The 26,592-nt window shown below is 66.6% G+C and carries 26 protein-coding genes; 14 read left to right on the top strand and 12 right to left on the bottom strand.

Features of this window, described 5'->3' with window-relative positions; all coding sequences use genetic code 11:
- The first annotated feature begins 12 nt into the window (after nucleotides 1-12).
- A complete protein-coding gene (locus tag AC6RIC_RS09080) occupies nucleotides 13-1,098 on the top strand; it encodes a tetratricopeptide repeat protein (protein WP_499735927.1) in 1,086 nt (361 codons plus the stop codon).
- On the opposite strand, the gene AC6RIC_RS09075 is transcribed toward AC6RIC_RS09080, so the two are convergent.
- The 5 genes from AC6RIC_RS09075 to AC6RIC_RS09055 all read right to left on the bottom strand — a co-directional run bounded on the left by AC6RIC_RS09075 (nucleotide 1,088) and on the right by AC6RIC_RS09055 (nucleotide 7,430).
- On the bottom strand, nucleotides 1,088-2,338 hold the full coding sequence (locus tag AC6RIC_RS09075) for a DUF1501 domain-containing protein (RefSeq protein ID WP_499735926.1): 1,251 nt from the start codon (nucleotides 2,336-2,338) through the stop codon (nucleotides 1,088-1,090). The genes AC6RIC_RS09080 and AC6RIC_RS09075 overlap by 11 nt on opposite strands.
- A gap of 5 nt (nucleotides 2,339-2,343) precedes the next feature.
- The gene (locus AC6RIC_RS09070) at nucleotides 2,344-3,807 is read right to left on the bottom strand and encodes a DUF1800 domain-containing protein (protein WP_454655991.1); all 1,464 of its coding nucleotides are present in this window, start codon (nucleotides 3,805-3,807) and stop codon (nucleotides 2,344-2,346) included.
- 157 nt (nucleotides 3,808-3,964) lie between these two features.
- Nucleotides 3,965-4,363, bottom strand: a complete 399-nt coding sequence (locus AC6RIC_RS09065; protein WP_499735925.1) for a DUF1801 domain-containing protein — start codon at nucleotides 4,361-4,363, stop codon at nucleotides 3,965-3,967.
- A 217-nt stretch (nucleotides 4,364-4,580) separates the two neighbouring features.
- Nucleotides 4,581-5,672 carry an ATP-dependent DNA helicase gene (locus AC6RIC_RS09060; RefSeq protein ID WP_499735924.1) on the bottom strand — a complete coding sequence of 364 codons (1,092 nt, stop codon included), beginning with the start codon at nucleotides 5,670-5,672 and terminating at the stop codon, nucleotides 4,581-4,583.
- Between the two features lie 81 nt (nucleotides 5,673-5,753).
- Entirely contained in the window at nucleotides 5,754-7,430 is a 1,677-nt protein-coding gene (locus AC6RIC_RS09055; protein WP_499735923.1) for a methyl-accepting chemotaxis protein, read from the bottom strand.
- 183 nt (nucleotides 7,431-7,613) lie between these two features.
- Here AC6RIC_RS09055 and AC6RIC_RS09050 point away from each other — a divergent pair, with 183 nt between their 5' ends.
- Together AC6RIC_RS09050 and AC6RIC_RS09045 are read left to right on the top strand one after the other, a co-directional pair.
- Nucleotides 7,614-8,606 carry an alpha/beta hydrolase gene (locus AC6RIC_RS09050; protein WP_499735922.1) on the top strand — a complete coding sequence of 331 codons (993 nt, stop codon included), beginning with the start codon at nucleotides 7,614-7,616 and terminating at the stop codon, nucleotides 8,604-8,606.
- A gap of 19 nt (nucleotides 8,607-8,625) precedes the next feature.
- A complete protein-coding gene (locus AC6RIC_RS09045) occupies nucleotides 8,626-9,480 on the top strand; it encodes an alpha/beta fold hydrolase (protein ID WP_499735921.1) in 855 nt (284 codons plus the stop codon).
- A 17-nt stretch (nucleotides 9,481-9,497) separates the two neighbouring features.
- Here AC6RIC_RS09045 and AC6RIC_RS09040 read toward each other — a convergent pair whose 3' ends face one another.
- The 3 genes from AC6RIC_RS09040 to AC6RIC_RS09030 all read right to left on the bottom strand — a co-directional run bounded on the left by AC6RIC_RS09040 (nucleotide 9,498) and on the right by AC6RIC_RS09030 (nucleotide 14,662).
- Nucleotides 9,498-10,085: a GNAT family N-acetyltransferase gene (locus AC6RIC_RS09040; RefSeq protein ID WP_499735920.1), complete on the bottom strand. Its 588-nt coding sequence runs from the start codon at nucleotides 10,083-10,085 to the stop codon at nucleotides 9,498-9,500.
- A 105-nt stretch (nucleotides 10,086-10,190) separates the two neighbouring features.
- Complete coding sequence (locus tag AC6RIC_RS09035; RefSeq protein WP_499735919.1) at nucleotides 10,191-10,886, bottom strand: SDR family oxidoreductase; 696 nt, start codon at nucleotides 10,884-10,886, stop codon at nucleotides 10,191-10,193.
- Nucleotides 10,887-11,062: 176 nt separating this feature from the next.
- Nucleotides 11,063-14,662 carry a hydantoinase B/oxoprolinase family protein gene (locus AC6RIC_RS09030; RefSeq protein WP_499735918.1) on the bottom strand — a complete coding sequence of 1,200 codons (3,600 nt, stop codon included), beginning with the start codon at nucleotides 14,660-14,662 and terminating at the stop codon, nucleotides 11,063-11,065.
- A 220-nt stretch (nucleotides 14,663-14,882) separates the two neighbouring features.
- Here AC6RIC_RS09030 and AC6RIC_RS09025 point away from each other — a divergent pair, with 220 nt between their 5' ends.
- From AC6RIC_RS09025 to AC6RIC_RS09010, 4 genes are all read left to right on the top strand, one after another.
- A complete protein-coding gene (locus AC6RIC_RS09025) occupies nucleotides 14,883-15,431 on the top strand; it encodes a TRAP transporter small permease (protein ID WP_499735917.1) in 549 nt (182 codons plus the stop codon).
- 2 nt (nucleotides 15,432-15,433) lie between these two features.
- Nucleotides 15,434-16,738, top strand: coding sequence for a TRAP transporter large permease (locus AC6RIC_RS09020; RefSeq protein WP_454655981.1), 1,305 nt, complete (start codon nucleotides 15,434-15,436; stop codon nucleotides 16,736-16,738).
- 40 nt (nucleotides 16,739-16,778) lie between these two features.
- Nucleotides 16,779-17,768 carry a TRAP transporter substrate-binding protein gene (locus AC6RIC_RS09015; RefSeq protein WP_488847662.1) on the top strand — a complete coding sequence of 330 codons (990 nt, stop codon included), beginning with the start codon at nucleotides 16,779-16,781 and terminating at the stop codon, nucleotides 17,766-17,768.
- 113 nt (nucleotides 17,769-17,881) lie between these two features.
- Entirely contained in the window at nucleotides 17,882-18,406 is a 525-nt protein-coding gene (locus tag AC6RIC_RS09010; protein WP_499735916.1) for a winged helix DNA-binding protein, read from the top strand.
- Here the strand turns inward: AC6RIC_RS09010 and AC6RIC_RS09005 are convergent, their stop codons facing one another.
- Together AC6RIC_RS09005 and AC6RIC_RS09000 are read right to left on the bottom strand one after the other, a co-directional pair.
- Nucleotides 18,407-18,961 (bottom strand): SRPBCC family protein, encoded by a 555-nt coding sequence (locus tag AC6RIC_RS09005; protein ID WP_499735915.1) that lies wholly within the window; start codon nucleotides 18,959-18,961, stop codon nucleotides 18,407-18,409.
- A complete protein-coding gene (locus AC6RIC_RS09000) occupies nucleotides 18,958-19,281 on the bottom strand; it encodes an ArsR/SmtB family transcription factor (RefSeq protein ID WP_499735914.1) in 324 nt (107 codons plus the stop codon). Before AC6RIC_RS09000 ends, AC6RIC_RS09005 begins: the two co-directional genes overlap by 4 nt.
- A 136-nt stretch (nucleotides 19,282-19,417) precedes the next feature.
- Between AC6RIC_RS09000 and AC6RIC_RS08995 the strand changes: the two genes are divergently transcribed.
- Complete coding sequence (locus AC6RIC_RS08995) at nucleotides 19,418-20,320, top strand: DMT family transporter (RefSeq protein WP_499735913.1); 903 nt, start codon at nucleotides 19,418-19,420, stop codon at nucleotides 20,318-20,320.
- Between the two features lie 15 nt (nucleotides 20,321-20,335).
- Here the strand turns inward: AC6RIC_RS08995 and AC6RIC_RS08990 are convergent, their stop codons facing one another.
- Entirely contained in the window at nucleotides 20,336-20,971 is a 636-nt protein-coding gene (locus AC6RIC_RS08990; protein ID WP_499735912.1) for a pyridoxamine 5'-phosphate oxidase family protein, read from the bottom strand.
- Between the two features lie 183 nt (nucleotides 20,972-21,154).
- Between AC6RIC_RS08990 and AC6RIC_RS08985 the strand changes: the two genes are divergently transcribed.
- The 4 genes from AC6RIC_RS08985 (at nucleotide 21,155) to AC6RIC_RS08970 (ending at nucleotide 23,845) form a co-directional block, all read left to right on the top strand.
- A complete protein-coding gene (locus tag AC6RIC_RS08985) occupies nucleotides 21,155-21,613 on the top strand; it encodes a hypothetical protein (protein ID WP_499735911.1) in 459 nt (152 codons plus the stop codon).
- A 17-nt stretch (nucleotides 21,614-21,630) separates the two neighbouring features.
- Nucleotides 21,631-22,293 carry a ribonuclease T2 family protein gene (locus AC6RIC_RS08980; RefSeq protein WP_499736577.1) on the top strand — a complete coding sequence of 221 codons (663 nt, stop codon included), beginning with the start codon at nucleotides 21,631-21,633 and terminating at the stop codon, nucleotides 22,291-22,293.
- Nucleotides 22,294-22,356: 63 nt separating this feature from the next.
- On the top strand, nucleotides 22,357-23,208 hold the full coding sequence (locus AC6RIC_RS08975; protein ID WP_499735910.1) for a 23S rRNA (adenine(2030)-N(6))-methyltransferase RlmJ: 852 nt from the start codon (nucleotides 22,357-22,359) through the stop codon (nucleotides 23,206-23,208).
- Between the two features lie 34 nt (nucleotides 23,209-23,242).
- Nucleotides 23,243-23,845 carry a glutathione S-transferase gene (locus AC6RIC_RS08970; protein WP_499735909.1) on the top strand — a complete coding sequence of 201 codons (603 nt, stop codon included), beginning with the start codon at nucleotides 23,243-23,245 and terminating at the stop codon, nucleotides 23,843-23,845.
- A 167-nt stretch (nucleotides 23,846-24,012) separates the two neighbouring features.
- Here AC6RIC_RS08970 and AC6RIC_RS08965 read toward each other — a convergent pair whose 3' ends face one another.
- Nucleotides 24,013-24,663, bottom strand: a complete 651-nt coding sequence (locus AC6RIC_RS08965; protein ID WP_454655971.1) for an outer membrane protein — start codon at nucleotides 24,661-24,663, stop codon at nucleotides 24,013-24,015.
- A 374-nt stretch (nucleotides 24,664-25,037) separates the two neighbouring features.
- Between AC6RIC_RS08965 and AC6RIC_RS08960 the strand changes: the two genes are divergently transcribed.
- Complete coding sequence (locus AC6RIC_RS08960; RefSeq protein WP_499735908.1) at nucleotides 25,038-25,853, top strand: glycosyltransferase family 2 protein; 816 nt, start codon at nucleotides 25,038-25,040, stop codon at nucleotides 25,851-25,853.
- Nucleotides 25,846-26,592 carry an SDR family oxidoreductase gene (locus AC6RIC_RS08955; RefSeq protein ID WP_499735907.1) on the top strand — a complete coding sequence of 249 codons (747 nt, stop codon included), beginning with the start codon at nucleotides 25,846-25,848 and terminating at the stop codon, nucleotides 26,590-26,592. Before AC6RIC_RS08960 ends, AC6RIC_RS08955 begins: the two co-directional genes overlap by 8 nt.

Below are 26,592 nucleotides of genomic sequence, written 5' to 3'. Positions count from 1 at the left end.
GGAACGCCTGATGTGACCGACACCCTCTTTCGCTCGGACAACCTGCTGGTTAAGGCAGCGCGGCGCCCGGGCGAGGATTGTGTCGTCACCTTCGACTCCTACACGGACGATCCCGATCTCGATCGTCCGGCCTTCGGTGAGGCTGCGTTCGCACAGGCGGGCCTTCCCACGATCCATGTCGTGAACCGGCGCAATTCCTGGTACCAGGAGCCGGAATGGCGCGAGATGGTCGCGGCGGTTGCGGCAGCGACGGCCCCCTATCGCCGCGTCCTCGCCTATGGCTCCAGCATGGGCGGCTATGCCGCCCTGCGCTTCGGCAAGATGATCGGCGCGACGAGCGCGCTGGCGATCTCGCCGCAATACAGCATGCAGCGCGACAGGACGGGCTTCGACACCCGCTGGGCCAAGACCGTCAACCGCATACGCTGGCGGCCCGAACTCGCCGGGCCGCTGCCCGCGGACCTGCACGCGGTGATCGTCTACGACCCCGCCCATGCCTTCGACCGCCGCCATGTCGAACTGATCGCGGGCGAAATGCCGGTGCGGCGGATCGCCCTGCCCTTCTCCGGGCATCCGTCCGGCACCTATCTCGGCGAATGCGGCCTGCTTCGTCCGTTGGCGCTCGGCGTCCTCGCAGGTGAGACCGACTTCTCCGCGTTGCTGCGCACGGCACGCGATCACCGTCGAAGCTCGACCTCCTATTTCATCGCACTCGCCCGTGCAGTCGGGCCTCGCAATCCGGAACGCGCCGTCGCCTTCGCCTGCCGCGCCCTCGATCTGAACCCGACCGCCCATTTCACCTGGGTGACGCTGGCCGAGCAGCTTCGCTTCGCCGGCCGCATCGAGGAGGCGCTCGCTGCGCTGGAGCGGGCGGTGGCGTTGACGAAAGAGCACCCCGAGATGCTGCGGGTGCTGTCCAATGCTCTCTATGACGAAGGCCGCTTCGACGAAGCCGCAACCGTCCTTGCCCGTTCGCTCGCTGTCGCTGGCTCCTTCGATACGCGTGGTCGCATCGAACTCGCCCGTTTCAGGATTCGTGGACACGCCGCCCGGTTTCGCAGCAGCGCGGCGCGGCTCGGCGCCGTGCTCAGGCGATAAGCCCGGACATCGGGGCAAGCCCGCCGGTCTCGGGAAACACCCTCTCCGCCAGCACCGGGCCGGATAATCCGAACAACTCCGACACCACGCCCTTGGCCACGGCGCGGATATCGGTCGTCGGCTTGAGATCGCGGTTCTGGTAGAGCTGCTCGGACTTCAGGCCTGGCCAATCGGCGACGACCCGGCCGCCTTTCACCCCACCGCCGACGAGGAAGGCGACCGTGCCGGTGCCGTGGTCGGTCCCGGTCGTGCCGTTGACGGCCGCCGTGCGCCCGAACTCGGTCGCGACCATCACCACCGTATCCTTCCAGACCGGTCCGAGCCCTTGCTCGAAGGCGGCGAAGGCACCGTCGAGCCCACCGAGCAGATTGGCGAGGCGCCCCTTGGCTCCGCCCTCGTTGGCATGGGTATCCCAGCCTTCGAAGGCCAGCGCCGCGATGCGCGGCCCGTCATCGGCGCCGACCAGCGCCGCCGCACCCTCGGCGATGCGGCGCATGCCGTCGGCTGAATCCGGCCCACCACCGCCCTTCTGCTCGCCGGCCATGCCGCGCCTTTGCGCCAGCCCTTCGGTCTCGATCGCCTGCGCCAGAGCTCGCGCCAAGCCCGGATCGCGCTGGCCGTAGAGATCGGCCAGCCGCATCGTCAGGTCGCTCCCGGCGCGCGCCATGCGCGGCGGCGCCCAGCCCAGCACCGGCGCATCGCCGCGCACCACCAGCGGCGGCACGACGCCGACGCCGAGCACACCCTTGCGCGAGATGCCCTCGCCGGCCGGAAGATTCGCGATCAGGCGGTTGAGCCAGCCGCTCTGGGTCGCGCCCGCGCCGGGCTGGCCGCTCTCCAGAACGTCCTGCCCGTCGAAATGCGAGCGCTCGCGATACCCCGTCGCCGCGGCGTGGACGATCGTCGCCTGCCCCTGCTTGTAGAGCCGCGCGAGGTTCGGCATGGCCGGATGCAGGTAGAAGAAGCCGTCGAGCGGCAGCGCCGCCTCCGCACCGTCCTTGGCGAGCGCAATGCCCTCGCGCAGGCCGGCATAATCGGGATCGCCGATCGGCGGCACGGCCGAAAGCCCGTCGAGCGCGCCGCGCAGGATGACCAGCAGGAAGCGCGGATCGCGCGAGCCTGCCGCCGCATAGGCGAATTTCGGCACGAAGGACCACGCGAAGAGCGCGCCGGCTGCGCCGAGCACGGCGCGGCGCGACGGTGTCATCCGTTCGCAATCATCGTCGTCGTGATCGACCATCGGCGTCACCTCCGCTGGAATTCGGGCGACATCAGCAGGAGCGCGAGCGCCTGCGGCTTGCTCTCGGCCCGTGCCACGGCCTGCTTCGTCTCGGGCGAAAGCAGCGGCCCAAGGATGTCGTCGCTGAGCACGCGCGGATCGGCGACCGAGCCCGCCGCCTGCCGCCCCCATCCGGCGGCGACATCGACCCGCGTCTTGAGCCCTTCGGCCGAAGCCCAGGCCGCATTGTCGTCAGCATAGCCGTTCGGACCGGAAGGTTGCCAGAAGGGCTGCCCCATGACGCCGGCCGGTCCGATGATCTGGCCGAAGTCGGGCTTGCGGCCGAGCGCGCGATAGGAGGCCAGCAGAAACTCCTGCGGCGACCTGATCTTGCTGGCCGGCGCCTTCCAGGCAGCGTCATCCTCGATCAACGCACGGTAGACGCTCGGCAAATCACCATCGCTCTGGCGGAACACGCCGGCCAGCTTCTCGACCAGTGCACTTGGCGGCGCATCGGCTACGAAATAACGGGCGAGTTTCATCGCGATGAACTTCGCCGTCGCCGGATGGCGCGCGAGATCGCTCAGCGCGGCGATACCTTGCGCCTTGCCCGGCTGGTCGTAGCGGCGCCCCAGCAGCGGCGTCGCGCCGGGCTCGTGCAAGCCGGCGTTGAAGGCGAAGGAACCGGGAAAGCCGAGCACGCCCTCGCGCCCGACCACGGTCCAGCCCGTGATGATCCGGGCGAGATTGGTCACGTCCGCCTGCGCATAGCCGCCGGAGACGCCGAGCGTGTGCAGTTCCAGGATCTCGCGGGCGAGATTCTCGTTGAGCCCGCGCCCGCGCCGCCGCCCCGCCGGGGAGTTCGGGCCGACCGACTGGCGGTTGTCGAGGAAATCCAGCATCGCCGGATGGCTCTCCGCCGCGATCAGCATGTCCTCGAAGCGGCCGAAGACATGCGGGCGGATCGCCTCGCGCTCATAGGCACCGGCCATGATCCGGCACATGTTGCTCTTGGTCGCGCTGATGCAGAAATGGTTCGACCAGAACATCACCAGCCGCTCGCCGAAGCCCGTCTCAGCCACGAGCGCGAGATCGACCCGCGCCTTCACCTCGTCGCGATAGGTCCGATAGGGCAGCGCCGGCTCGTTTGCGGGCTTCGGTGCCGGAGCCATCTGGTTCTGAGCCCCCACCGGAGCAACCTGCGGCGCGGCATTCGCGACCTGCGTGCCTTGAGGCACCGGCGCGACGGAAGCGCGGCGCGCCTCGCGCTCCCGTTTCTCCTGATCCTCGAAATCGTAGAGCGCCTTGCCGATCTCGGCAGCGCTGGAAAAGGTCACGCCTTCGGGCTGTGCGACGCTACCGGCTGCGATCTCCGCCAGAAGCCTGTCGCGAATCTGCGCCCGCGCCGCCTCGCCCTGACCGGGCTTCGGCCCCAGACCGAACCGCTGCAGTGCAATCGCCCCTGCCTTCAGCTCGTCTGTTTCCGCCATCTGCACGGCCTCCGCTGGTCGTGAGGAAGAGGATCGATATCGACTATGGCGAAAAGCCGGCGACTTTCATGACAATTCGGCAATGTTGGGCGGATGCTGCCCCGAAATGGGCTTGAATCAAGCCGTTTACTCGAATTCTAGCGAACCCGTTCCAGGTTCAGCGGACTTTCTTGCCGGAGATATTGAGCGCGACAGCCTCGCCGATCAGAGCCTTGAATGCACCCGCATCCACCACCTCGCCCTCCCGGATATCGATGGCGCGGCGGGCATTGCCCTCCAGGCTGGAATTGAACAGGCCGGCGGGATCGGCCAGCGAAGCGCCCTTCATGAAGGTCAGCTTGACCACGCTCTTGTAGGTCTCGCCCGTGCAGATGATCCCGCCATGGGACCAGACCGGCACGCCGCGCCACTTCACCTCCTCGACCACATCGGGATCGGCCTCGCGGATCAGTGCGCGCATCCGTGCCAGCGTCGCACCGCGCCAGTCGGTGAGCGATGCGATCTTCGCGTCGATGAGCGCGGAAGCCGCCTGGTCCTGAACCTCGTCCTTCGCCATGACACACGAATCCCTTCCAACACTCATTTGGGCAACGCGATCAGAACCACCTTTGTCATTCCGGGGCGCGCCGCAGGCGCGAACCCGGAAACCACGACCGGGTGAGCGAGTTGTCTGCGCAGAACCACGGCGCTTCCACCCCGTCGTGGGTTCCGGGTTCTTCGCTATGCGAAGCCCCGGAATGACAATCGTGTCGCCGAAATCTGACCAGCCAACCCTACACAACGACCGTGATCGCCTCGGCCGCGCGCGTCAGGCCGGTATAGAGCCAGCGCGCCCGGTGCTCGCGGAAGGCGAAGCTCTCGTCGAAGAGCACGACATCGTCCCATTGCGAGCCCTGCGACTTATGCACGGTCAGCGCATAGCCGAAGGTGAATTCGTCGGTGTGCTTGCGCAGCTCCCACGGCACCTCCTCCTCGGTGCCGTCGAAGAAATTCGGCAGCACCGAGACCTTGACCGCCTTGCCGCCGGCATCGTCCTCCGGCGTGACGCGCATGGTGATCAGCCCCTTCTTCGAGGTCTTGATCTCCTGCACGATCCAGGAGCCGCCATTGAGCAGGCCCTTGCTCTTGTCGTTGCGCAGGCAGACCAGCTTCTCGCCGGCGACGGGGCTGTTATCGGTGCGGCCCATCAGCTGGCGGATGCGGGCGTTGTAGTTGCGCCGCGTCTTGTTCATGCCGACCAGCACCTGATCGGCGCCCATGACGATCTCGGGATTGATCTCGCCGCGCCGGATCACCCGGCTCGGGCCGTATTCGCCGAGTTCGAGCTGCCCGCCCTCCCGCACGATCATCGACATTCGCACGATCGGGTTGTCCGCCGCCTGACGGTGGACCTCGGTCAGCATGACGTCCGGCTCCTGCTCGGTGAAGAAGCCGCCGCCCTTGACCGGGGGCAACTGCGCGGGATCGCCCAGCACCAGCACCGGCGTGCCGAAGGAGAGCAGGTCGCGGCCCAGCTCCTCGTCGACCATCGAGCACTCGTCGATGATGATCAGCTTCGCCTTGGCCGCCGCGCTGTCGCGGTTGAGCGCGAAGATCGGGCTCTCCTCGTCGACGCCGCGCGAGCGGTAGATCAGCGAATGGATGGTCTGCGCGCCCTCGCACCCCTTGTTGCGCAGCACGAGCGCGGCCTTGCCGGTATAGGCGGCGAAGACGACGTCGCCGTCGACGGCCTCGGCGATATGGCGCGCGAGCGTGGTCTTGCCGGTACCGGCATAACCGAACATGCGGAAGAGCTGCGGCTCGCCGGATTGCAGCCAGCGCGCCACGGCCGTCAAAGCCATATCCTGCTGGGGCGACCAGCTCATCGCGGAACCATCGTCGAAAAAGGCATGGCGCAGATGGGGCCGAGTCGGCCCGCGAGGCAAGCCCGGCGCTGTCGAAACCGCTCAGGCCGCGCGCAGGCGCCTGACGAAGGCCTCGGCCTCCGCCTGCAGGGCATTGATTCGCCCGTCGAGTTCCCTCGCGCTTGCTGCCCCGGTATCGGCCTGGCCGACGGTCTGGAGATTGGCGGCGGCGATTTCGCCCATCGCCAGCGCGGCCGTGCCCGTCACATCCGAGATCCGCGCTACGGTCTCGCCGAGCGAGCCGAGCAACTCGACATGCGACCCGACCATGGTCGCGATCTCGGTGCCGGTCTGCTCGACCGCCGCGACGCTGGCTCCGATCGCCGACACCGCGTCGGCGGCATGGGACAGGGCCTCGTCTGCCTGCGCGATCCGGCTGACGATCCGCCCGGCGGCGTCCGACGCCTGGTTGGCGAGCGTCTTCACCTCGGCGGCCACCACCGCGAAGCCACGGCCATGGACCCCAGCACGCGCCGCCTCGATCGTCGCGTTCAGGGCGAGCAGATTGGTCTGGCGCGCCACCGCATCGATGATTCCCACGACATCGCGGATCTGGGCCGCATTCTCTGAGAGGCGCGTCACCAGCGCATGGGTCCCGGCAGCCTCGCGGGTCGCCTCGGTCGCCATTTCCGACACGCGCCGGACCTCGGCATTGATCTGGCTGACGACGAAATCCAATCGCATTGCCGCCTCGCTGGAACGGCGCGCATCGACCCCCGCACCATCGACGGAAGCGGCGGCTGTCTCTGTGCTCCGCGATATCTGGTGCACCCGGACCGCGGCATCCTGCAGCGCCATGCGCAGCACTTCGCTCGACCGCCCGATCTCGCCGAGCAGAAGGCCGAGCCGCGCCTCGAACTCGTCGGCGATCCCGGCGAGCTCCGCATTGCGGCGCTGTTCCAGGCGCCGCGCATCGTGCGCTTCGCTCTCGCGCGTCACCAAGGTCGCCCTGACCTCGCTGAGCTGGCGCACCACGCGGGCAAGCTGGCCGATCTCGTCGGCCCGGTCGCGATGCGGCACGTCGATCACCCGGTCCGACGCCACCGCTTGCCCGATTGCCTGCATCAGGTTGCGCAAGGGCCGCGTCAATTGGCTCCGCAGCATCAGCAGCGCGAGAAGCCCGCCGGCAAGCGGCAGGAGAACCGCAAAGAGAATCGTCCGGAAGCGCACCGCCTCCGCCCGCGCGCCGGCTCGCATGGAAGCCTCCCCTGCCCGCTTCGCGAGCTCGTCGCGCAGCGCGGCGGTCGTCGCGACGATCTCGTCGACATTGACGCGTGCCTCAGCCGCACCCGCCTCCAGCAAGGCGGCCTTGGCCGAGATGCGCTGGCCGATATCGACGATGCCATGCTGGAAGGCGATGAAGGTCTTGATCCGCGCATCGAGCGTCGAATTGGCCTCGCGCAGGCTCGCCGGCAGGGCGGAGATCAGATGCGCGCGTGCCGCGTCGACCAGCTCGATGGCAGCGTCGAGCTTGCCGATCATCGCTTCGATCTCCTGCGGAGCGCTGTCCGTGTCGACCCGGCTGAGCAACGCCGCGGCTGCGATCCGGCTGGACAAAAGCGAGGCGCTGCCGGCGAGGCGGATATCCGAGAAGGCGGCGGCATCGATGCGCCGCGCCTCGTCGAAACCGCGCAGGGCGCTGGCGAGCCCGAGCGCTCCGGCGAGGCCCAGCAGCGCGAAGAAAACCATGATCTTCGCCGTCAGTCCCAGTCGCCGCATCGTCGCCTCAGTCTCGTAGCCGTCGTCCATTTCGCAGACGCGAGCGAACGCCAAGTTAACGACGGGCATTATGATACAACAATATCAATAGGTTAGCCGGATACACAATAATCCGTTCCGCTGTCTGGCGGATCCGATCTCGCCGCGATTGCGAGGGATCGCAGGCCGTCCTAGCTTCGCGCCATGAGACGCCGCGCCAAACGAATCCTCCTGCTCTGCCTCGGCCTTGCCTTCATCGGCTATGCTGCCTTCGTCCTGTCGCCCTGGCCCTCGGCCCTGCTGACGCGCCTCGCCTTCGGCTACGGTGCCTCCAAGACAACGGCCGCGCTTGCGAACCACGTCCCCTTCGGCATTCGCGAGCAGCGCGATATCCGCTATGGCAGCGCTGAAGACGAACGGCTGGATATCTATCTCCCGCCGGGCGGCCGTGTCGAAGCAGGGCGCCCAACCATCGTCTGGATCCATGGCGGCGCCTTCGTTGCCGGCGACCGCCAGGATGTCGCGCCCTATCTCCGGATTCTGGCCGGGCGCGGCTTCGCGACGGTTGCCATCGGCTATACCCGCGCCCCGACGGCGCGCTACCCGACGCCCGTCCTGCAGGCGAACGCCGCGCTCGGCTTCCTGCAACGCGAGGGACAGCGCCTCGGCCTCGACCCCACACGCATCGTTCTGGCCGGGGATTCGGCCGGCGCGCATATCGCCTCCCAGCTCGCCGCCGGCCTGACCGGCACGGACTATGCCGGGCGGCTCGGACTGAAGCCTGCCATAGCGCCCGCGAGTCTGCGCGGCACGGTCCTGTTCTGCGGCGCCTTCGATCCGACGGCCTTCGAATTGACCGGTCCCTTCGGCGGCTTCATCCGCTCCGTGCTCCTGGCCTATTTCGGTACCTCGAACCCCTTCGACAGCGAGCGCATCACAGAGGCCGCGGTGCCGCGCTACGTCACGGAGGCTTTCCCGCCGAGCTTCATCTCGGTCGGCAACGGCGACCCGCTGGCACCGCAGTCGGTGGTGATGGCGCAGGCCCTGCGCGACCGCGGCGTCAGGGTCGACACCCTGTTCTTCCCGCCCGAGACCGAGCCGAAGCTGCCGCACGAATACCAGTTCGATCTCGGCCGCCCGGAAGGCAAGCAGGCGCTGGAGCGGCTCACGGCATTCCTGAACGGGCTGAAGAACTGACCTCCCGGATACGAGAACCATGCGCATCACGGTGAACGGGGTCCGCCTCTACGTCGATATCGAGGGCGCTGGGCTGGTCCCCGACGGGCCGCGGATGCGCGAGAAGCCGACGCTCGTCCTGCTTCATGGCGGGCCGGGTTTCGACCACAGCATGTACAAGCCCGCCTTCTCGGCTCTGAGCGACATCGTCCAGATCGTCTATGTCGATCATCGCGGCTGCGGCCGCAGCGAGAACGGCCCGACGGATCGCTGGACACTCGACCAATGGGGCGACGATGTCAGGTCGCTCTGCGACACGCTCGGCATCGAGAAGCCGATCGTCCTGGGAACCTCCTTCGGCGGCTTCGTGGCCCAGGCCTATGCGACGCGCCATCCCGGCCATGCCGCAAAGCTCATTCTGGTCAGCACGGCTGCGAAATTCGATTTCCAGCAGGTCTACGAGGCCTTCGCGCGCCTCGGGGGCGCCGAGGCGGAAAAGGCGGCCCGCGGCTATTGGTCGGCTCCCTCCGATGCGACCCGGGCGGTTTACAGCAAGGTCTGTGTTCCACTTTACGCACCTCGCAAGCAGACGGATGACGGAGCGTGGGTTGCGCGCGCCATCACGCGCAACAAAACCGGCGTCCACTTCAACGGCCCCGGCAACGAGCATGGCCGCTTCGACTTCAGGGATGCGCTTGCGAACGTGACCTGTCCGGTTCTCGTCATGGCCGGGGACAAGGACCCGATCACGCCGATTGCCTTCAGCGAAGCGATCGCGGTCAGCCTCCCACCTGAACGGGTCGACTTCCAGCGCTTCGCAGGTTGCGGCCACGGCATCGTCGCCGACGATCGGGACGGCGCCTTGCAGGCGATCCGCGACTTCATCCTCGCTTAGGGCGAAGCCAGCGCCGGCTACAGCATCAATCTGAGCAGCGGCCGCCCCGGCTTCTGCCGCGCGACTTCGGTGAAGCCGGCGCGCAGGAACACGCTTTCCGGCCCGACATAGAGCCCCTCGGCGCTGCGCTTCTCCTGATTGTCCATGGCCGCCGCCTCGATCAATCGCGCACCGCTCTTGCGCGCGAAAGCCACGGCGCCGTCTACCAGCGCTCCGGTGACGCCTTTGCCGCGAAAGCCCTTGCGCACGAAGAAGCATGAGGCCGCCCAGTTTCCGGTATCCTCTGCCGGCGCATCCGGCAGTGGTGTCGAGGCGCGGCGCGGGTTGTTCCATTCGGGGATGTCGGCGCGCGGTCCGATCTGCAGCCAGCCGACAGCCTTGCCCTCGGCATAGGCGAGCACGCCGGGCGGCGGCCCCTTCTTCACGCGATCCTCGAACAATTGCCGCGCGCCCTCGCCGAGCAAAGGCTTGCGCAAGCGCTGCGGCATGCGGAAATGGTTGCACCAGCAGCCATAGCAGGGCCCCTGCGGGCCGAAGAGATCCTCCAGATCGCTCCAGCGATCCGGCGTCAAGGGAACGACCGATATCTCGCTCGTGCCGGCCATGGCGTCTCCTCCGGCTGATACCCGTCTCAGCTTTCATCCGAACGCTAACCGGCCTCGATCTGGAAACTGACAGGAGATCGAAGCCGACAACGGCGGCTCAGGCCCTCACCAGGCAATCGCCTCGCCGGTATAGTCGCGGAAGCTGTTGGTCTCAGCCATGCCCGAGGCGTCGATGGTGCGGATCAGGCCATTGGCGCTTTCGGCCGGGGTGATATCGGCGCCGCTGCCGCCCATGTCCGTCTGGACCCAGCCGGGGTGGAACAGCATGACGCTGATATCGCGCGAACGCACGCTGTTGCCGAATACGACCATCGCCATGTTCACCGCCGATTTGGACGAGCGGTAGATCAGCGCATTGCCGGGATTGGCGCCGATCGATCCCATCCGGCTGGAGATCGTCGCGATCTTGCGGCCCTGCCCGGCCTCGACATGCGGCAGGAAGGCCTGCGCCACCCGGATCGGCGCGTAGACATTGACCTCGAAAACCTCGCGCCAGGCGTCGAAATCGACATCGAGCCCGCTCTGCCGGTCGCGCGGGCCGTAGAGGCCGGCATTGTTCAGCAACACATCGATCGACTGCCCGGCCAAGGCCTCCTTCGCCGCCGCGACGCTGGCATCGGAGGTGACGTCGAGCTCGACCGGGATCAGCGCCGCCGGATGCTCGGCCGCCAGCTCGGCCAGCGCCCCGCCCCAGGGATTGCGCGCCGCCGCGATCACGCGATCGCCCCGGCGCAGCAACGCGATGGTGATGGCAAGTCCGATGCCGCGATTGGCGCCGGTGATCATCCAGGTCTGGGGCATGTCCGTCTCCATGGTCAGGAGACGGAGCTAAGGACGGTCCGCGCATTCTGACCAGAGGCACGAACGCTTACGCGTCATGCTCACCCTTGTGGCGAGCATCCATGTCTCGGACACCGGGTTCGATGACGGAAGACGTGGATGGTCGGGACAAGCCCGACCATGACGGCAAATCCGCCTCAGCCCTTCGCCTTGCCGTACCCGCCGGCCGTCGGCGTAATCACCGTCACGGCCTCGCCGGCCTGCAGCAGCGTCTGGTCGGAGGGATTCAATTCCTCGACCGCACCCGAGAGCCTGCGCACCAGCGTCCGGCCGAGCTCTCCCGCTTCGCCGCCATCGACGCCGAAGGGCCGGACCCTGCGATGCGAGGCCAGGATCGCGCAATCCATCGTCTCGCGGAAGCGGATGGTGCGCGAGGTGCCGTCGCCGGCCGTCCATTCGCCCTTGCCGCCCGAGTCCTTCCGGATGTGGAAATCCTCCAGCACGACCGGGAAGCGCGTCTCCAGGATCTCCGGGTCGGTCAGGCGTGAATTGGTCATGTGGACATGCACGCCCGACGTCCCGTCGAAGCCGGGGCCAGCCGGCGAGCCCGAGCAGATCGTCTCGTAATACTGATACTGGTCGTTGCCGAAGGTCAGGTTGTTCATCGTGCCCTGCGAACAGGACATCGCCTTGAGCGCGCCGAACAGCGTGTTGGTCACCGCCTGCGACACCTCGACATTGCCCGCGACCACCGCCGCCGGGTAGCGCGGCGCCAGCATCGAACCTTCCGGCACGACGATCCTGATCGGCCTGAGGCAGCCGGCATTCATCGGGATCGCATCGTCGACCATGACACGGAAGACATAGAGCACGGCGGCGCGGGTAACGGGCGCCGGCGCGTTGAAATTGTCCGGGCGCTGCTCGGAGGTGCCGGTGAAATCGACCGTCGCCTCGCGCTTCGCGCGGTCGATCGTGATCTTCACCTTGATCGCGCAGCCCTGGTCCATCGGATAGGTGAACTCGGAATCGTGCAGCTTGGTCAGCAGCCGCGCCACGCTCTCGGCCGCGTTGTCCTGGACATGGCCCATATAGGCCTGCACGACATCGAGGCCGAAGGAGCCGATCATCTTCTTCAGCTCGGCCAGACCCTTCTCGTTGGCCGCGATCTGCGCCTTCAGGTCGTTGACGTTCTGCACGACGTTGCGGACAGGGTAGCGCGCGCCGGTCAGGAGCTTGACCAGCTCTTCCTCGCAGAAGCGGCCCTGATCGACGATCTTGAAATTGTCGATATAGACGCCCTCTTCCTCGATATTGGTCGCGAGCGGCGACATCGAGCCCGGCGCCGTGCCGCCGACATCGGCGTGGTGGCCGCGGCTCGCCACCCAGAACAGGATGTCCTTGTCCTGCGCATCGAAGACCGGCGTACAGACGGTGATGTCGGGCAGATGCGTGCCGCCATTATAGGGCGCGTTGAGGCAGTAGACGTCGCCCGGCTTGATCACCGGGTTGTTGGCGATCACGGTCTCGACCGAACGGTCCATCGAGCCCAGATGCACCGGCATGTGCGGGGCGTTGGCGACGAGCGCGCCGGTCTGGTCGAAGACCGCGCAGGAGAAGTCGAGCCGCTCCTTGATGTTCACGGAATAGGCGGTGTTCTGCAGCGTCACGCCCATCTGCTCGGCGATCGACATGAACAGGTTGTTGAAGATCTCGAGCATGACCGGATCGGCCTTGGTGCCGATCGCCGCCTGCTGGACCAGCGCCTTCACGCGAACGAGGACGAGATGGTCGCGGGCGGTGAGCTTCGCGCTCCAACCCTCCTCGACGACGACGGTCTGGTTCGGCTCGATGATGATGGCGGGGCCGGCGACGCTCTGGCCGGGCTTGATGGCCTCACGCCGGACGATCGCCGCATCATGCCACTGTCCCTTGGCGAAGAAGCGCGTGCGCTCGGCGGCAATCGGCTCGCCGGCCTGCTCGCCAGCCGCGGCTTCCTCGAACTTCGCGCCGCCGCCGACGGCCTCGACCTCGACCGCCTCGACGACCAGCGCCTTGGTCTCGTCCATGAAGCCGAAGCGCGCCTTATGCGCAGTCTGGAAGGCCGTCTGCATCTCGGCGCGCGTGCTGGCAGGGACCGCGATCGCGGTATCGGTGCCGGAATAGCGGATATGGGCGCGGGTATGGATGGCGATATCGCCTTCGGTCACGCCCTGGCCGGCGACCTCGGCCTTTGCGTCGGCGGCAAGCTTGGCAGCGACCGTCTCGATCGCGGCCTTGGCCTCGCCATCGAGCGCGACATCCAGCGCCGATGTCCGCGTCGAGCGGATTTCGGCGAGCCCCATGCCATAGGCCGAGAGCAGACCGGAGAACGGATGCAGCAGCACCGTCTTGATGCCGAGCGCATCGGCCACGAGGCAGGCATGCTGCCCGCCGGCGCCCCCGAACGAATTCAGCGCATAGCGGGTGATGTCGTAGCCGCGCTGGACCGAAATCTTCTTGATCGCCTCGGCCATGTTGGCGACGGCGATCTGGATGAAGCCATCGGCGACCTCCTCAGGGCTGCGCCCGTCGCCCACCTCCGCCGCGAGGATCGCGAACTTGTTGCGGACGATGCCGACATCGAGCGGCTCGTCCTGCTTCGGCCCGAAGATCGCCGGGAAATAGGACGGGATCAGCTTGCCGACCATGACATTCGCGTCGGTCACCGCGAGCGGCCCGCCACGGCGATAGGCGGCCGGGCCGGGATTGGCGCCGGCCGAATCCGGCCCGACGCGGAAGCGCCTGCCATCGAAATGCAGGATCGAGCCACCGCCAGCCGCGACCGTATGGATCAGCATCATCGGCGCGCGCATGCGCACGCCGGCAACCTCGGTCTCGAAGGCGCGCTCATACTCGCCGTCGAAATGCGCGACGTCGGTCGAGGTACCACCCATGTCGAAGCCGATCACCTTGTCGAAGCCGGCCGAGCGGCCGGTCTCGGCGAGGCCGACGACGCCGCCGGCCGGGCCGGACAGGATCGCATCCTTGCCCTGGAACAATTCGGCGGCGGTGAGGCCCCCCGAAGACATCATGAACATCAGGCGCGCGCCGGTGCGAGCGACGTCGAGTTCTTCCGATACCTGCTGCACATAGCGGCGCAGAATGGGCGAGAGATAGGCATCGACCACGGCGGTATCGCCGCGCCCGACCAGCTTCACCAGCGGCGAGACCTCGTGGCTGACCGAAACCTGCGGGAAGCCGATATCGCGGGCGATCCGGGCCGCCACCTGCTCATGCGCCGTGTAGCGATAGCCGTGCATGAAGACGATCGCGACCGCGCGGAAGCCGGCATCGTATTGTGCCTGCAAGGCGCTGCGGATCGCCGCCTCTTCGGGCGCCCGCTCGACCGTGCCGTCAGCCAGCACGCGCTCGTCGATCTCCTCGACCGCTTCGTACAACGCCTCGGGAAGGATGATCTGCTTGGCGAAGATGTCGGGCCGGGCCTGGTAGCCGATGCGCAGCGCATCGCGGAACCCCTTGGTCGTCACCAGCAGCGTGCGGTCGCCCTTGCGCTCCAGCAGCGCATTGGTGGCGACGGTCGTGCCCATGCGCACCTCGCCGATGGTCCCCGTGGGGATCGGCTCGCCCGCCTTCAGCCCGAGATGCTCGCGGATGCCCTGCACAGCAGCGTCGCGATAGGCGCCGGGATTCTCGGAGAGCATCTTCCTGGCATGGAGATTGCCAGCCGGGTCGCGGCCGATCACGTCGGTGAAGGTGCCGCCGCGATCGATCCAGAAGTCCCAATGAGCCGCCGACATAGACCCTCTCCCCCTTGGACAAGCCGGGATCGCCCGACACTAACAAATCATCGATAAATCGTCGATGAGTTATTGACAAGGCGATTCTGCCGGCTACGATCCCGATTGTGGCTGGAACATGGCTGAGGGGCCGGGCCGGCGCGAAAGCGGAGGATGCGACGATGCGAGCAATCCTGGCAACCGGGCGCGCCTGCGCTCCCATCCCGTGGGAGCGCCTTCGATGATCCGTCGCGCACTCGACATCCTCTATCTCGCCGCCGGCTATATCGCCGGGCTGTGCCTGATCGTGATCTTCATCCTGATGATGCTTCTTTCGGTCGGGCGCGAGATCAACTTCAACGTGCCGTCCGGCGACGATTTCGCTGGCTGGGCCTTCGCCGCCATGGCCTTCTTCGGCCTGGCCCACACCTTCAAGAAGGGTGAGATGATCAGGGTTGGGCTGCTGATCGAGCGCCTTGACGGACCTGTGAAGAGGGCCGCAGAGCTTTTCGCCCTCACCGTCGCCGCGCTCTTCATAGGCTATTTCACCTGGCAGACCGGGAAACTGGCCTATGATTCCTGGCAGTATTTCGACATGTCCACGGGCGTGGTCTCGGTGCCGCTCTGGATCCCGCAGCTCTCCCTCGCGCTTGGGCTGGGAACGCTTCTGATCGCGATCATCGACGAATTCGTCATCGTCCTGCGAACGGGCCGACCGACCTACGAACCGGAGCCGCCGAAATCGGTCGAGGAACTGGTCGAGCGAGTCGCCCAGGGCGGAGGCGTCTGATCATGAGTCTGCCTGTCCTCTCGCTCGTCCTGCTCGGCTTCCTCGTCCTCGTCCTCGGCTCCGGCATCTGGATTTCCGTCGGCCTCGGCCTCGTCGGGCTGCTCGCCATGTGGCTCGTCACCGACGTGCCGATCGGCCAGGTGCTCGCGACTACGGTCTGGAGTTCCGCTAGCAGCTGGACGCTGACTGCCTTGCCGCTCTTCATCTGGATGGGCGAAATTCTGTTCCGGACACGCCTGTCCGAGCAGATGTTCCTGGGGCTCTCGCCGTGGCTGCAATGGCTGCCCGGCCGGCTCATCCATACCAATATCGTCGGCTGCGGCATCTTCGCCGCGGTGTCGGGCTCCTCTGCGGCGACGGTCGCGACGATCGGCAAGATCTCGCTGCCGGAGCTTCAGAAGCGTGGCTATGACGAGAAGCTGAGCCTCGGCACGCTTGCCGGCTCCGGCACGCTCGGCCTGCTGATCCCGCCCTCGATCCCTATGGTCGTCTACGCGGTGACCGCGAACGTCTCCGTGCTTCAGGTCTTCCTTGGCGGCTTCCTGCCAGGCCTGCTCGTGATGGCGCTCTATATGGGCTACGTCATCATCTGGTCGCTGCTCAACCCGGACAAGACGCCCCCGCGCGACCCCTCGATGCCGTTCATGGAGAAGCTGCGGCAATCCATGAAGCTGCTACCCTGCCTCGTGCTGATCGCGGCGGTCTTCCTGGCGCTCATCCTCGGCTTCGCCACCGCGACCGAATGCGCCGCCTGGGGCGTCTCCGGTGCGCTGTTCCTGGCCTGGTGGAGCGGCACACTGACCTGGAAGACGCTCTTCGAGAGCATCATGAGCGCCACCCGGCTGACCTGCATGATCATGTTGATCCTGGCGGGCGCCGCGTTCTGCACGGCGGCGATGGCCTATACCGGCATCCCGGCCGCGCTGGCCGAGTGGGTCAAGGGGCAGCAACTCTCGACGCATATGCTCGTGCTGGCGCTGACCTGCATGTACATCATCCTCGGCTGCCTGATCGACGGCATCTCGATGATCGTGCTCACCGCCGTCATCGTCCTGCCGATGGTCAAAGAAGCAGGCTTCGACCTCGTCTGGTTCGGCGTCTACCTCGTCATCCATGTCGAGATGGCGCAGATCACGCCGCCGGTTGGCTTCAACCTGTTCGTGCTGCAGAACATGAGCGGCAAGGACACCTGGACAATTGCGAAAGCAGCATTTCCGTTCTTCATTCTGCTGAACATCGCCGTCCTCATCATCACGACCTTCCCGCAGATCGTGCTCTACCTGCCGAAGCTCGCCTTCCCGGACTGATCCTCGGCCCCATCACCACAAGCAAGAGAGAGGGAATGACATGATCAACCGCAGACATATCACGACCGCCGCCTTCGCCTTCGGCGCCAGCGCGCTGGCCTTCGCCATGCCGGCCTCGGCTCAGACCAAATGGAACCTGCCGGCCGCTTATCCGGGCGACAACCCGCACAGCGAAAATCTCGTGCTCTTCGCCAAGGACGTCGAGGCCGCGACATCGGGCAAGCTTCAGATCACCGTCCACCCCGGCGCCTCGCTGTTCAAGGCGCCCGAGATCAAGCGCGCCGTCGCGTCCGGCCAGGCCCAGATGGGCGAGGTCCTGATATCGCTGCACGAGAACGAGGATCCGATCTTCGGCATCGACGTCGTGCCCTTCCTGGCGACCTCCTTCGCCGATTCCCGCAAGCTCTACACGGCCTCGAAGGCCGCAATCGAGAAGAAGCTCGACGCTCAGGGCATCAAGCTCCTCTTCATGGTCCCCTGGGCACCGCAGGGCGTCTACGCCAAGAAGGACATCAACACGATCGAAGACATGAAGGGGCTGAAATGGCGCTCCTACAATGTCGGCACGGCCCGCCTCGGCGAATTGCTCGGCATGCAGTCGGTCACGATCCAGGCCGCGGAACTGCCGCAAGCTCTGGCGACCGGCGTGGTCAATTCCTTCATGTCGTCGGGCGGCACGGGCTACGATTCCAAGGCATGGGAATCGCTAAGCCATTTCTATGACGTCCAGGCCTGGATCCCGAAGGACGCCACCTTCGTCAACAAGGCCGCCTTCAACGCCCTCGACAAGGCGACGCAGGACGCGATCCTCAAGGCCGCCGCCACCGCCGAGGAGCGCGGCTGGAAGATGTGGCAGGAGAAGGCCGGCTGGTATCTCGACCAGCTCAAGGCCAAGGGCATGAAGGTGCAGGCGCCTTCGCCCGCGCTGGCTGCCGGCTTCAAGAAGGCCGGCGAGCAGCTCACCGCCGACTGGCTGAAGAAGGCCGGCGCCGAAGGCCAGGCCATCGTCGACGCCTACAAGAAGATGTAAGGCGTCGGCGTCGCCACAAGGCCCATCAACATCACGGTCATCCCGGATCGGCGCCGCTGACGCGGCCTGTCCGGGATGACCCAGTGCTTCTGTATCCAGGATAATCGAGCGCGATGACCTCCCCGGCCCCCGACGACCTCGGTCCGATCGTCTCCTCCGGCCATCTCGCCTCGGGAGCCCTGCCGGCTCTGTCGGAGTTCGAATTCGCACTGAGCATGACCGTGCACGCCTTCCAGCGCTGGATGGTCCGCTGCATGGCGGCGGCCGGCATCGCCGATCTTTCGCCGCTCGACGTGCTCGTGCTGCACAATGTCAATCACCGCGGCAAGGCCAAGCGCCTCGCCGATATCTGCCTCGTCCTCAATATCGAGGACACGCATCTGGTGAACTATTCGCTGAAGAAGCTCGAACGGCTGAAGCTGCTCAAGGGCGGCCGCAAGGGCAAGGAGAAGACCGTCGAGGTCACAGCGGCCGGCGAGGAAGCCTGCCGGCGTTATGCCCAGATCCGCGAGCAGCTCCTGGTCAAATCCGTCCGCGCAGCCGGCGCCGACCCGGCCCGTCTCTCCGAGATCGCCGCCGCGATGCGCTCGCTCTCCGGCCAGTACGACCAGGCGGCGCGCGCGGCGGCGAGCCTCTGATCAGCCCTGTCCCGGCTCGGGCAGGCCCGCATAGCGTGCGGCATAGTCCGCATCGAGCGCCGCGAAACGCGACCAGAATCCGCGCCGCGATGCGCCCGTGAGCAGGTCCTCGAGCAGGCCCAGATGCATGTGCCAGCCGCCGGAGACGCTGGTCATCTCCGCCTTGCTGGGCAGCTTGCGATGCGTCAGCACCAGCAGGACCTTCTCGCCCTTCGGCACGAGCTCGAACTCGACCTCGGATTCCGGCTCCGCGCCACCGCCCCAGGTGAAGGCGATGATCCGCGGCGCCTCATAGCGGGTGATCGTCCCGGTCGAGCGCACGCCGCGCTCGTGCACCTTGCGATAGGCCTCCGGCGGCGTCTCGTCGGTGATCTCGGAGTGCTTGAACAGCATCTCCGTATGGCCACCGACCCTAAGGTCGAACACGCCCGAGGCCAGCCATTGCCCGCGCTTCTCCGACTCGGTGAGATAGGACCAGACCCGTTCCACGGGTCCCGGCAGCAGGCGCTCGAAGCGCACCGCGCCACTTTCCAGCACGACGCCATATTCGCTCATCGGGTATCTCCCTCGCCCTGCTCGGGCTTCGCAAGTTCCTGTTCCAGGATATCGAGATGGTGCCCCCAGAAGCGCCGGACCTTGCTGAGCCAGGCGTCGAACGCCTCGAGCCCGGCCGGATCGAGCCGGTAGATCCGTTGCTGCCCCCGGACCTCCACCGTCACCAGCCCGGCCTCGCGCAGCACCTTGAGATGCTGCGAGATCGCCGGGGCGCTGGCGCTGAATGCGGCACCGACCTCTCCCGCCGATAGCGGCCGCTCGCCCAGCATTTCGACGATGCTGCGGCGTGTCGGGTCGGCAAGGGCGGCGAAGCGATCCATGGCCCATAATTTTGCCATTCACTTAATTAAGTCAACACTTAATATTAGGAGGTCATGGCGGCATGCGGAAACGCGGATTGCCAGGCGCCCCGGACTCCGCCAGTGGTGGCGCGCCTTTGGAAGCCTTTCGCCTGACATGACCACCCGCAACGCCTCGCTCGCCGGCATCGCCATGATGGTGCTCGGCATCCTGCTGTTCTCGCTCAACGACGTGATGGGCAAATGGCTGGTCGCCACCTACACGGTCGGCCAGCTTCTGGTGGTGCGCAGCCTGGCGGCGCTCACCGTCATCCTGCCCTTCGTCTTCAAGCAGGGCGTGCAGCGGACATTGCGACCGGAGCGTCCCGAACTGCAGGCCCTGCGCGTGCTGTTCTCGTCGGGCGAGGTCGCGCTGTTCTATCTTGCAGTGACCTATCTGCCGCTCGCCGATGCGATGACGATCTGGCTGGCTGCGCCGGTCTGGGTCGTGATCCTTGCCGCGCTCGTGCTGGGCGAGCGCATCGACGGCCGGCGCTGGCTCGCCCTCGCGCTGGGCTTCGCCGGCGTCGCGGTCTCGCTGAATCCGGGTGGCGCCAGCTTCTCCATGCCGGCCTTGATCGCCGTGCTCGGCAGCTTCTTCTTCGCCGCGATGATGATCGCCGGCCGCCAGTTGCGCGGCACGCCCGACGTCACGCTGGTCGCCTGGCAGACGCTCGGCGCCCTGCTGATGGGGCTCGCGCTCCTGCCCTTCGGCTGGGTGACACCGAGCCTGAAGGACACCGCGCTGCTCGGCCTGCTCGGCATCGTCGCGATGGGCGCGCATATCTGCGTCACCCGTTCGCTCAAGCTGGCGGAAGCCTCGGTCGTGGTACCCTATCAGTACACGCTGATCGTCTGGGCGCTGGTCTTCGGCTGGTTCATCTTCGGCGACTGGCCAACACCGGCCATGCTCTGCGGCGCAGCCCTGATCGTGGCGGCGGGCCTCGTCCTGCTCATCCTCGAACGCAGGGCATCCCCGGCGCCGGCCGTGCTCGAAGCGACCGGAGCCGGCGCGCCCTGACGAACGGGCGCCCTCTCAATAGAGGCGCGTGCGATAGGCTTCCTCGAGATTGCGGTCGGCCTCGTCGCCATCGACCGCCTTGGTCTGGTCGGCGATGATGCGGCCGAGCGTCGGGAAGGAGTGGCGCGGCACCTGCGAGGCCGGATCCCACAGCTTCGAGCGGATCAGCGCCTTGCCGCAATGGAAATAGGCTTCCTCGACCGTCACGATGAGTCCTGTCACCGGCACACGCTCCTGCATGATGGAAGGCGCCAGCAAGGCGGCATCGCGCGTCGCATGCGCCTTGCCGTTGACGCGCAGGGTCTCCGGGATGCCCGGCACCATGAAAACGAGCCCGACGCCCGGCGACGAGAGGATATTGCGGAAGGAATCGATCAGGTTGTTGCCGCGCCGATCTGGGATCAGCAAGGTCTTGTCGTCGAGTACGCGCACGAAGCCCGGCCCGTCGCCGCGCGGGCTGGCATCGGCATTGCCCTGCGCATCGCAGCTCGCAAGCACGAGGAAAGGCGAAAGCGCGATGAAATCGCGGCAAAACTGATCGAGTCGGCGCAGCATCTTGCTGGCCGCCAGCGGCGATACCGGCCCGATATGGCCGCGCAAGGCATCCGCATCCTCGATGCGAGCCGTCGGGTCGTCGAAGCAGTCCGTCATGCCGTTTCCCCGTGTTTCCTGCCGACAATCTGTCCGATCGCAGTTTCCCGCGCCAGCACCAGCGGCTTCTGCCGGGCAACCTTTGCCCGCATGGCACCACCCGGTTCGCATGCGCCTTGACCCGTGACCGGCACATCGCCATCGTGCGCGTCATATTCGCCCTCCCAAACGAGGCCTGATTCGATGCGCCGCGCCCTGCTGCGAACCGCCCTTGTTTCCTTCGCCTGCCTCACGGCCTTTGCCGCCGGCGCCGCGAACGGCCGTGTCGTTCACCCGCTGGACCGGGCGGAGAACCGGACCTTCGCGATGTACGGCAATCTTCCCGGCTGCGACGATCCGGCTGTGCTGAGCGAAGTCACCAGTCGTTTCAACTCGCGCGAAAGCACCTATTGGGGCCCGCTCCAGGCGCTGTCCTATGACCGCATCGGGCAGATCGGCTACCGGACCTGGGGCGCCGACTTCATCCCGCGGCGCTTCTGCAACGGCCGCGTGCTGCTCAACGACGGCAAGTTCCGTCGCGTCGACTATTCCGTGCGCGAGAATCTGGGCCTCTTCGGCCTGACCTGGAACGTCAACTGGTGCGTCAACGGCCTCGACCGGCAGCGCACCCATGCGCCCGATTGCAAGATGGCGCGCCCCTGAGCGCAGGTCGTCCGATGATGAAACGGCTGGCGATCGCGGCCCTGGTGCTGTTCGGCTTCGCCGGTGCCGGCCATGCGCAAGGCTTCGGTCAGCGCGGCGGCACGCCGGGCGATTTCGACTTCTACGTCCTGGCGCTGTCATGGTCGCCGGGCTTCTGTGAACTGGACGGCGACCGGTCACGCAACCGCGAGCAATGCGGTGAAGGCGCCGGCCTGCGCTTCGTCGTGCATGGGCTCTGGCCGCAGAACGAGCGCGGCTATCCCAGCGAATGCGGCCCGTCCGGTCGCACGCCCTCGCGGATCGCGATGGAGCAGGCCGAAGGCCTGTTCCCGAGCGAGGGCCTCGCCCGCTACCAGTGGCGCAAGCACGGCACCTGCACGGGTTCCAGCCCGAGCGACTATTTTCGCGACGTCCGCCGCGCCCGCGAGAAGGTGGTCATCCCACCGACCCTCGCCAAGGCCGAGCGCGACCAGACCTGGACCGCGATCGACCTCGAGCGCGCCTTCGCCGCCGCCAATCCCGGGTTGCGCCCCGACATGATGTCGGTCGCCTGCAAGCGCGGCGTGCTGCAGGAGGTCAAGATCTGCTTCTCGAAAGATCTTCGTGACTTCCGCTCCTGCCAGCAGGTCGACCGCTCGGGCTGCCGCTCCCGCGAGTTCACCGTCGTCGCGCCGCGCTGAAAGCGCAATGAGGTGGGACTTTGCCGCTTCCGGTCGGGAGCGCCTTCCTCTACCAACGGCGGCATGAACTATCGCCATGGCTTTCACGCCGGAAACTTCGCCGATGTGCTGAAGCATGTCGTGCTGACGCGCATCCTGTTGCATCTCAACGCCAAGCCGACGCCCTACCGCATCGTCGACACCCATGCCGGCAGCGGCCGCTACGATCTTGATTCGGAAGAGGCGCTCAGGACGCATGAATGGAAGGACGGCGTCGCACGAATCGACCGCTCGCCCCTCGCTCCCGCCGTCGAGGTCCTGCTTGCTCCCTATCGCGCCGCGCTGGATGGCGCCCGCGCGCTCCACGGCGCCGGCACCTATCCCGGTTCGCCCTGGCTCTGCCGTCATGCGATGCGGCCCGACGACCGGCTGGTCGCCGCCGAACTCCATCCCCCGACCTACAAGAAGCTCACCGACGCCATCGGCCGCGACAAGCGCTGCATCCCGCTCGCCATCGATGGCTGGACGGCGCTGCGGGCCAATGTTCCGCCGAAGGAACGTCGCGGCCTCGTCCTGATCGACCCGCCTTTCGAGGAGAAGAACGAGTTCGCCACGCTCGCCGACCAGTTCATCGCAGCGCATCGCAAATGGCCGACCGGGATCTACGCGCTCTGGTACCCGATCAAGGGGAGCAGCGGCATCGAATCCGTGATGGACGCCGTGCTCGATGCCGGTATCGGCCGGCTGCTGCGCATCGAAATCGACGTCGACCGGCCGGAAGCAGCCGGCGGTCTCAGCGCGACCGGTCTCCTCGTCGTCAACCCACCCTGGCGGCTGGCCGAGGAGGCGGAAACACTGCTGCCAGCGCTGACCGAACGTCTCGCCCAGGGACCGCGACCGCGCTATCACTGTGAGGCGATCCGCCCCGACGGCTGATCGATCTCTCTGCACCGCCCCGAGGATACCGCCGATGCTCGTCCTGCGCTCTTCCCCCGCCTCCCCGTTCGGCCGCAAGGTCAAGATGTCGGCTCTCGAACTCGGGCTGATGGACAGGATCGAGATTGTCGCGGCCGACACGACCGATCCGTCGGAGGTCCTGCGCCAGCAGAACCCGCTCGGCAAGATCCCGACGCTAGTGCTGGAGGACGGCACGACGCTGTTCGATTCGCGCGTGATCGTCGACTATCTCGACCATCTCAGTGGCGGGAAGCTGATCTCGGCCGGCGAGGCGCGCTTCGCCCAGCTGCGCCTGCAGGCTTTGGCCGACGGCATCTGCGACGCCGCTTTGCTCAAGGTCTATGAAGGGCGCTTCCGTCCGGAGGAAGGCCGCAACGCCAACTGGGTCGCGCATCAGGACGGCAAGGTTTCGCGTGGGCTGGAAGCACTCGAAGCTGCGCCGCCCGCCTTCCCGGACCGCCCGCGCATCGGCGAGATCGCGGTCGCCTGCGCGCTCGGCTATCTCGACCTGCGTTTCGAGGGACAATGGCGCGCGGGCCATCCCAAGCTCGTCGCCTGGCTCGACGATTTCGCCGCCCGCGTTCCCGCTTTCGAGGCGACCCGCTTCAAGGGTTGATCGGCGCGGCGGCACCGATCGCGCCGCAGACAGCGAAGAACATTCTGGAGCCGGCGGCCTTGGTCGCCGGCTTTTTCATGCCCGCTGCCGCGGAGGCACTGCGTTCAGGCAACAAAAAACCCGGTGGCCGAGGCCACCGGGTCCGTTCTGTCTCCGGGAGGAGAGGATCAGAACTTGTAGCTAAGGCGGGCGCGAACGACCGAGAAGTCGGTGCCGACCTTGGTGTTGGCGCCAAGGATGTTCTTCTCGCCGAGGTCGACGTAGAGGTACTCGACGCCAGCGATGATGTTGTTGGTGACGGCGTACTCGAGGCCGCCGCCGACGGCGAAGCCGCCGGTGTGGCTGCGGTCGGACGAGAAGCCGATCGCCGGGATCGAGGACTTCACGTTGCCGTAGGCCCAACCACCGGTGATGTAGGGCATGAACCGGTCGAAGGCGACGCCGACGCGAGCGCGGACCGTGCCGAAGTAGTCGGTCTTGACGTTCAGGAGACCGAGGTTGTTGCCGCTGCTGAGGTCAGCGCCCTGCAGGTCAGCCTCGAGGCCGAGAACGAACTGGCCCATCTGGTAGTTGTAGCCGATCTGGCCACCGCCGACGAAGCCGTCGAGATCGCCGACATTGGCCCAGCCGTTGGCATTCACGTTGCCCCAGCCGTAGCCGGCGTTGGCGCCGACGTAGAAGCCGGTCCAGGAGAACGCCGGCGGCATGTAGACGGGAGCGGCAACCGGGCCCTTGCGCGACGGCAGGTCAGCAGCCGAGGCGGCGCCAGCGGCGACGAGGCCGAGCGCGGCAACGCTCGCAAGCAGATACTTCTTCATGACAAACTCCTTAGTCGTCGCTGTCGCCGGAAAACCCGGCGGTTGATTTCGATGAACTCGTTATAAGACGGGGAGCCGGCTTTGTCTGTTGCATCGGAAGCACATCTGCCTTGCAGACCACGGCAGAAATGCGGCACGAATGCGATAACTGAACTCAAATAGGTAAAGCCAGGTTAACCAACCAGCGACTAGCCACCATGGTAAATCGAATACTAACAGTATTTCGACCCCATGCCGACCTAGGAACATGGCCCGGCCTAAAAACGCCGCTGCTTTCTGAAGGTTCCCGCCGCGGGCATGGCTTTTTTCGCTTGTCTTGCCGCTCCGTCCCGCGCGTGCTTAAGCCTTGAGACGACAGGAACCGAAGAAGAACCGTGCCGCCCCTCTCGATTTTTATCATCGCCCAGAATGAGGCAGACCGGATCGGCCGTACGATCGAAGCCGCGCGCGGACTGAGCGACGACATCGTCCTCGTCGATTCCGGGTCGACCGACGGCACCCAGGCCTTGGCCGAGGCGCTCGGTGCCCGCGTCATCTTCAATGCCTGGCCCGGCTATGGCCAGCAGAAGCGCTTCGCCGAAGAGCAGTGCCGCCACGACTGGCTGCTGAATCTCGACGCCGATGAGGTCGTCCCGCCCGATCTTGCCGCGGAGATCTCCGCCCTGTTCGCAGCCGGGACGCCGCCGAAGGACGCTTACAAGGTGAGAATCGCCGAGATCTTCCCGGGCGAAGGCGCGCCCCATCGATTCGCCTACGCGCTCGCGCCGGTGCGCCTCTATCGGAAGAGCAAGGGCCGCTACTCGGCCTCACCCGTGCATGACCGGGTCGACCTTCTGCCGGATGCCCGAATCGGGCGCCTGCGCGGGACGGTGCATCATTTCTCGGTCCGCTCTCTCGGCGAACAGATTGACAAGCTCAACGCCTATAGCGATGCGCAGGCCGATGATCTCGACGCGCGCGGCGGGACGCTCTCCGTCTTCCGGCTGGTCGCCGAATTCCCCGCCAATTTCCTCAAGGCCTATATCGGGCGCCGCCACGCGCTTCGCGGCATCTATGGTTTCATGACCGCGATGAACTACGCCTTCTATCGCTATCTGCGCGTCGCCAAGCATTGGGAGCGTCGCCTGCAGCGGCGCGCCTCGGCCGAGGCCCCGCCGCTTCCAGCGAATCGGGATGGCCGCAATGACTGAGGTCGCTCTGGTTACGGGCGGCGCCCGCCGAATCGGCCGCGCCATCGTCGAGAAACTCGCCGACGCCGGTTATGCGGTCGCGATCCATCACGGCGACAGCGGTGAGGAAGCGGAGACGCTGGCTGCGAAGCTCGAAGCGAGCGGTGCGAAGACCTGCCTGCTCAGCGCCGATCTCGTCGACCCGGCAGCCGTGGCAACGCTGATTCCCGCGGCCGAGAAGGCGCTCGGCCCGGTCACGCTGCTGGTCAACAATGCCGCGAGCTTTGTCGCCGACGATGTCCGCTCGCTCGACATCGCCACCTGGAACCGTCAGTTCTCGATCAACCTGCGCGCCCCCTCCCAATTGGTCGGGATTATGGCGGAGCGCCTGCCCGCCGATGCCAAGGGCGCGGTCGTCAATATCGTCGACCAGCGCGTCTGGAAGCTGACGCCGCAATATTACTCCTACACCCTGACCAAAGCTGCCTTGCTCACTGCGACCCGGACCATGGCGCAGGCGCTGGCTCCGCGCATCCGCGTCAACGCGGTCGGTCCCGGCCCGACCTTTCCGAACAGCTATGACGGCGCCGACCGGCTGGAGCAGGAAGCCGCGGGCACCCTGCTCGGGCGCAGGATCGCGCCCGAGGAGATCGCCGAGGCGGCGCTCTATCTCGCGCGGGCCAGTTCCGTGACCGGCCAGATGATCGCGGTCGATGCCGGCCAGCATCTCGGCTGGCGCACCCCCGACATCATCGGCTGA

This window comes from Allobosea sp. TBD101 (assembly GCF_059817965.1).
Note: the sequence above shows the minus strand (reverse complement) of the source record. Positions and strands in the feature narration are given on the sequence as shown.

Coding starts and splice junctions, on each gene's coding strand:
- AC6RIC_RS09075 (WP_499735926.1), bottom strand. CDS start 2,338: ATGGTCGATCACGACGACGATGATTGCGAACGGATGACACCGTCGCGC.
- AC6RIC_RS09015 (WP_488847662.1), top strand. CDS start 16,779: ATGATCAACCGCAGACATATCACGACCGCCGCCTTCGCCTTCGGCGCC.
- AC6RIC_RS08985 (WP_499735911.1), top strand. CDS start 21,155: ATGCGCCGCGCCCTGCTGCGAACCGCCCTTGTTTCCTTCGCCTGCCTC.
- AC6RIC_RS08975 (WP_499735910.1), top strand. CDS start 22,357: ATGAACTATCGCCATGGCTTTCACGCCGGAAACTTCGCCGATGTGCTG.
- AC6RIC_RS09035 (WP_499735919.1), bottom strand. CDS start 10,886: ATGCCCCAGACCTGGATGATCACCGGCGCCAATCGCGGCATCGGACTT.
- AC6RIC_RS08995 (WP_499735913.1), top strand. CDS start 19,418: ATGACCACCCGCAACGCCTCGCTCGCCGGCATCGCCATGATGGTGCTC.
- AC6RIC_RS09030 (WP_499735918.1), bottom strand. CDS start 14,662: ATGTCGGCGGCTCATTGGGACTTCTGGATCGATCGCGGCGGCACCTTC.
- AC6RIC_RS09070 (WP_454655991.1), bottom strand. CDS start 3,807: ATGGCGGAAACAGACGAGCTGAAGGCAGGGGCGATTGCACTGCAGCGG.
- AC6RIC_RS09055 (WP_499735923.1), bottom strand. CDS start 7,430: ATGCGGCGACTGGGACTGACGGCGAAGATCATGGTTTTCTTCGCGCTG.
- AC6RIC_RS08970 (WP_499735909.1), top strand. CDS start 23,243: ATGCTCGTCCTGCGCTCTTCCCCCGCCTCCCCGTTCGGCCGCAAGGTC.
- AC6RIC_RS08955 (WP_499735907.1), top strand. CDS start 25,846: ATGACTGAGGTCGCTCTGGTTACGGGCGGCGCCCGCCGAATCGGCCGC.
- AC6RIC_RS09020 (WP_454655981.1), top strand. CDS start 15,434: ATGAGTCTGCCTGTCCTCTCGCTCGTCCTGCTCGGCTTCCTCGTCCTC.
- AC6RIC_RS09000 (WP_499735914.1), bottom strand. CDS start 19,281: ATGGATCGCTTCGCCGCCCTTGCCGACCCGACACGCCGCAGCATCGTC.
- AC6RIC_RS09005 (WP_499735915.1), bottom strand. CDS start 18,961: ATGAGCGAATATGGCGTCGTGCTGGAAAGTGGCGCGGTGCGCTTCGAG.
- AC6RIC_RS09060 (WP_499735924.1), bottom strand. CDS start 5,672: ATGAGCTGGTCGCCCCAGCAGGATATGGCTTTGACGGCCGTGGCGCGC.
- AC6RIC_RS09065 (WP_499735925.1), bottom strand. CDS start 4,363: ATGGCGAAGGACGAGGTTCAGGACCAGGCGGCTTCCGCGCTCATCGAC.
- AC6RIC_RS08980 (WP_499736577.1), top strand. CDS start 21,631: ATGAAACGGCTGGCGATCGCGGCCCTGGTGCTGTTCGGCTTCGCCGGT.
- AC6RIC_RS09040 (WP_499735920.1), bottom strand. CDS start 10,085: ATGGCCGGCACGAGCGAGATATCGGTCGTTCCCTTGACGCCGGATCGC.
- AC6RIC_RS09045 (WP_499735921.1), top strand. CDS start 8,626: ATGCGCATCACGGTGAACGGGGTCCGCCTCTACGTCGATATCGAGGGC.
- AC6RIC_RS09050 (WP_499735922.1), top strand. CDS start 7,614: ATGAGACGCCGCGCCAAACGAATCCTCCTGCTCTGCCTCGGCCTTGCC.
- AC6RIC_RS09025 (WP_499735917.1), top strand. CDS start 14,883: ATGATCCGTCGCGCACTCGACATCCTCTATCTCGCCGCCGGCTATATC.
- AC6RIC_RS09010 (WP_499735916.1), top strand. CDS start 17,882: ATGACCTCCCCGGCCCCCGACGACCTCGGTCCGATCGTCTCCTCCGGC.
- AC6RIC_RS08990 (WP_499735912.1), bottom strand. CDS start 20,971: ATGACGGACTGCTTCGACGACCCGACGGCTCGCATCGAGGATGCGGAT.
- AC6RIC_RS08965 (WP_454655971.1), bottom strand. CDS start 24,663: ATGAAGAAGTATCTGCTTGCGAGCGTTGCCGCGCTCGGCCTCGTCGCC.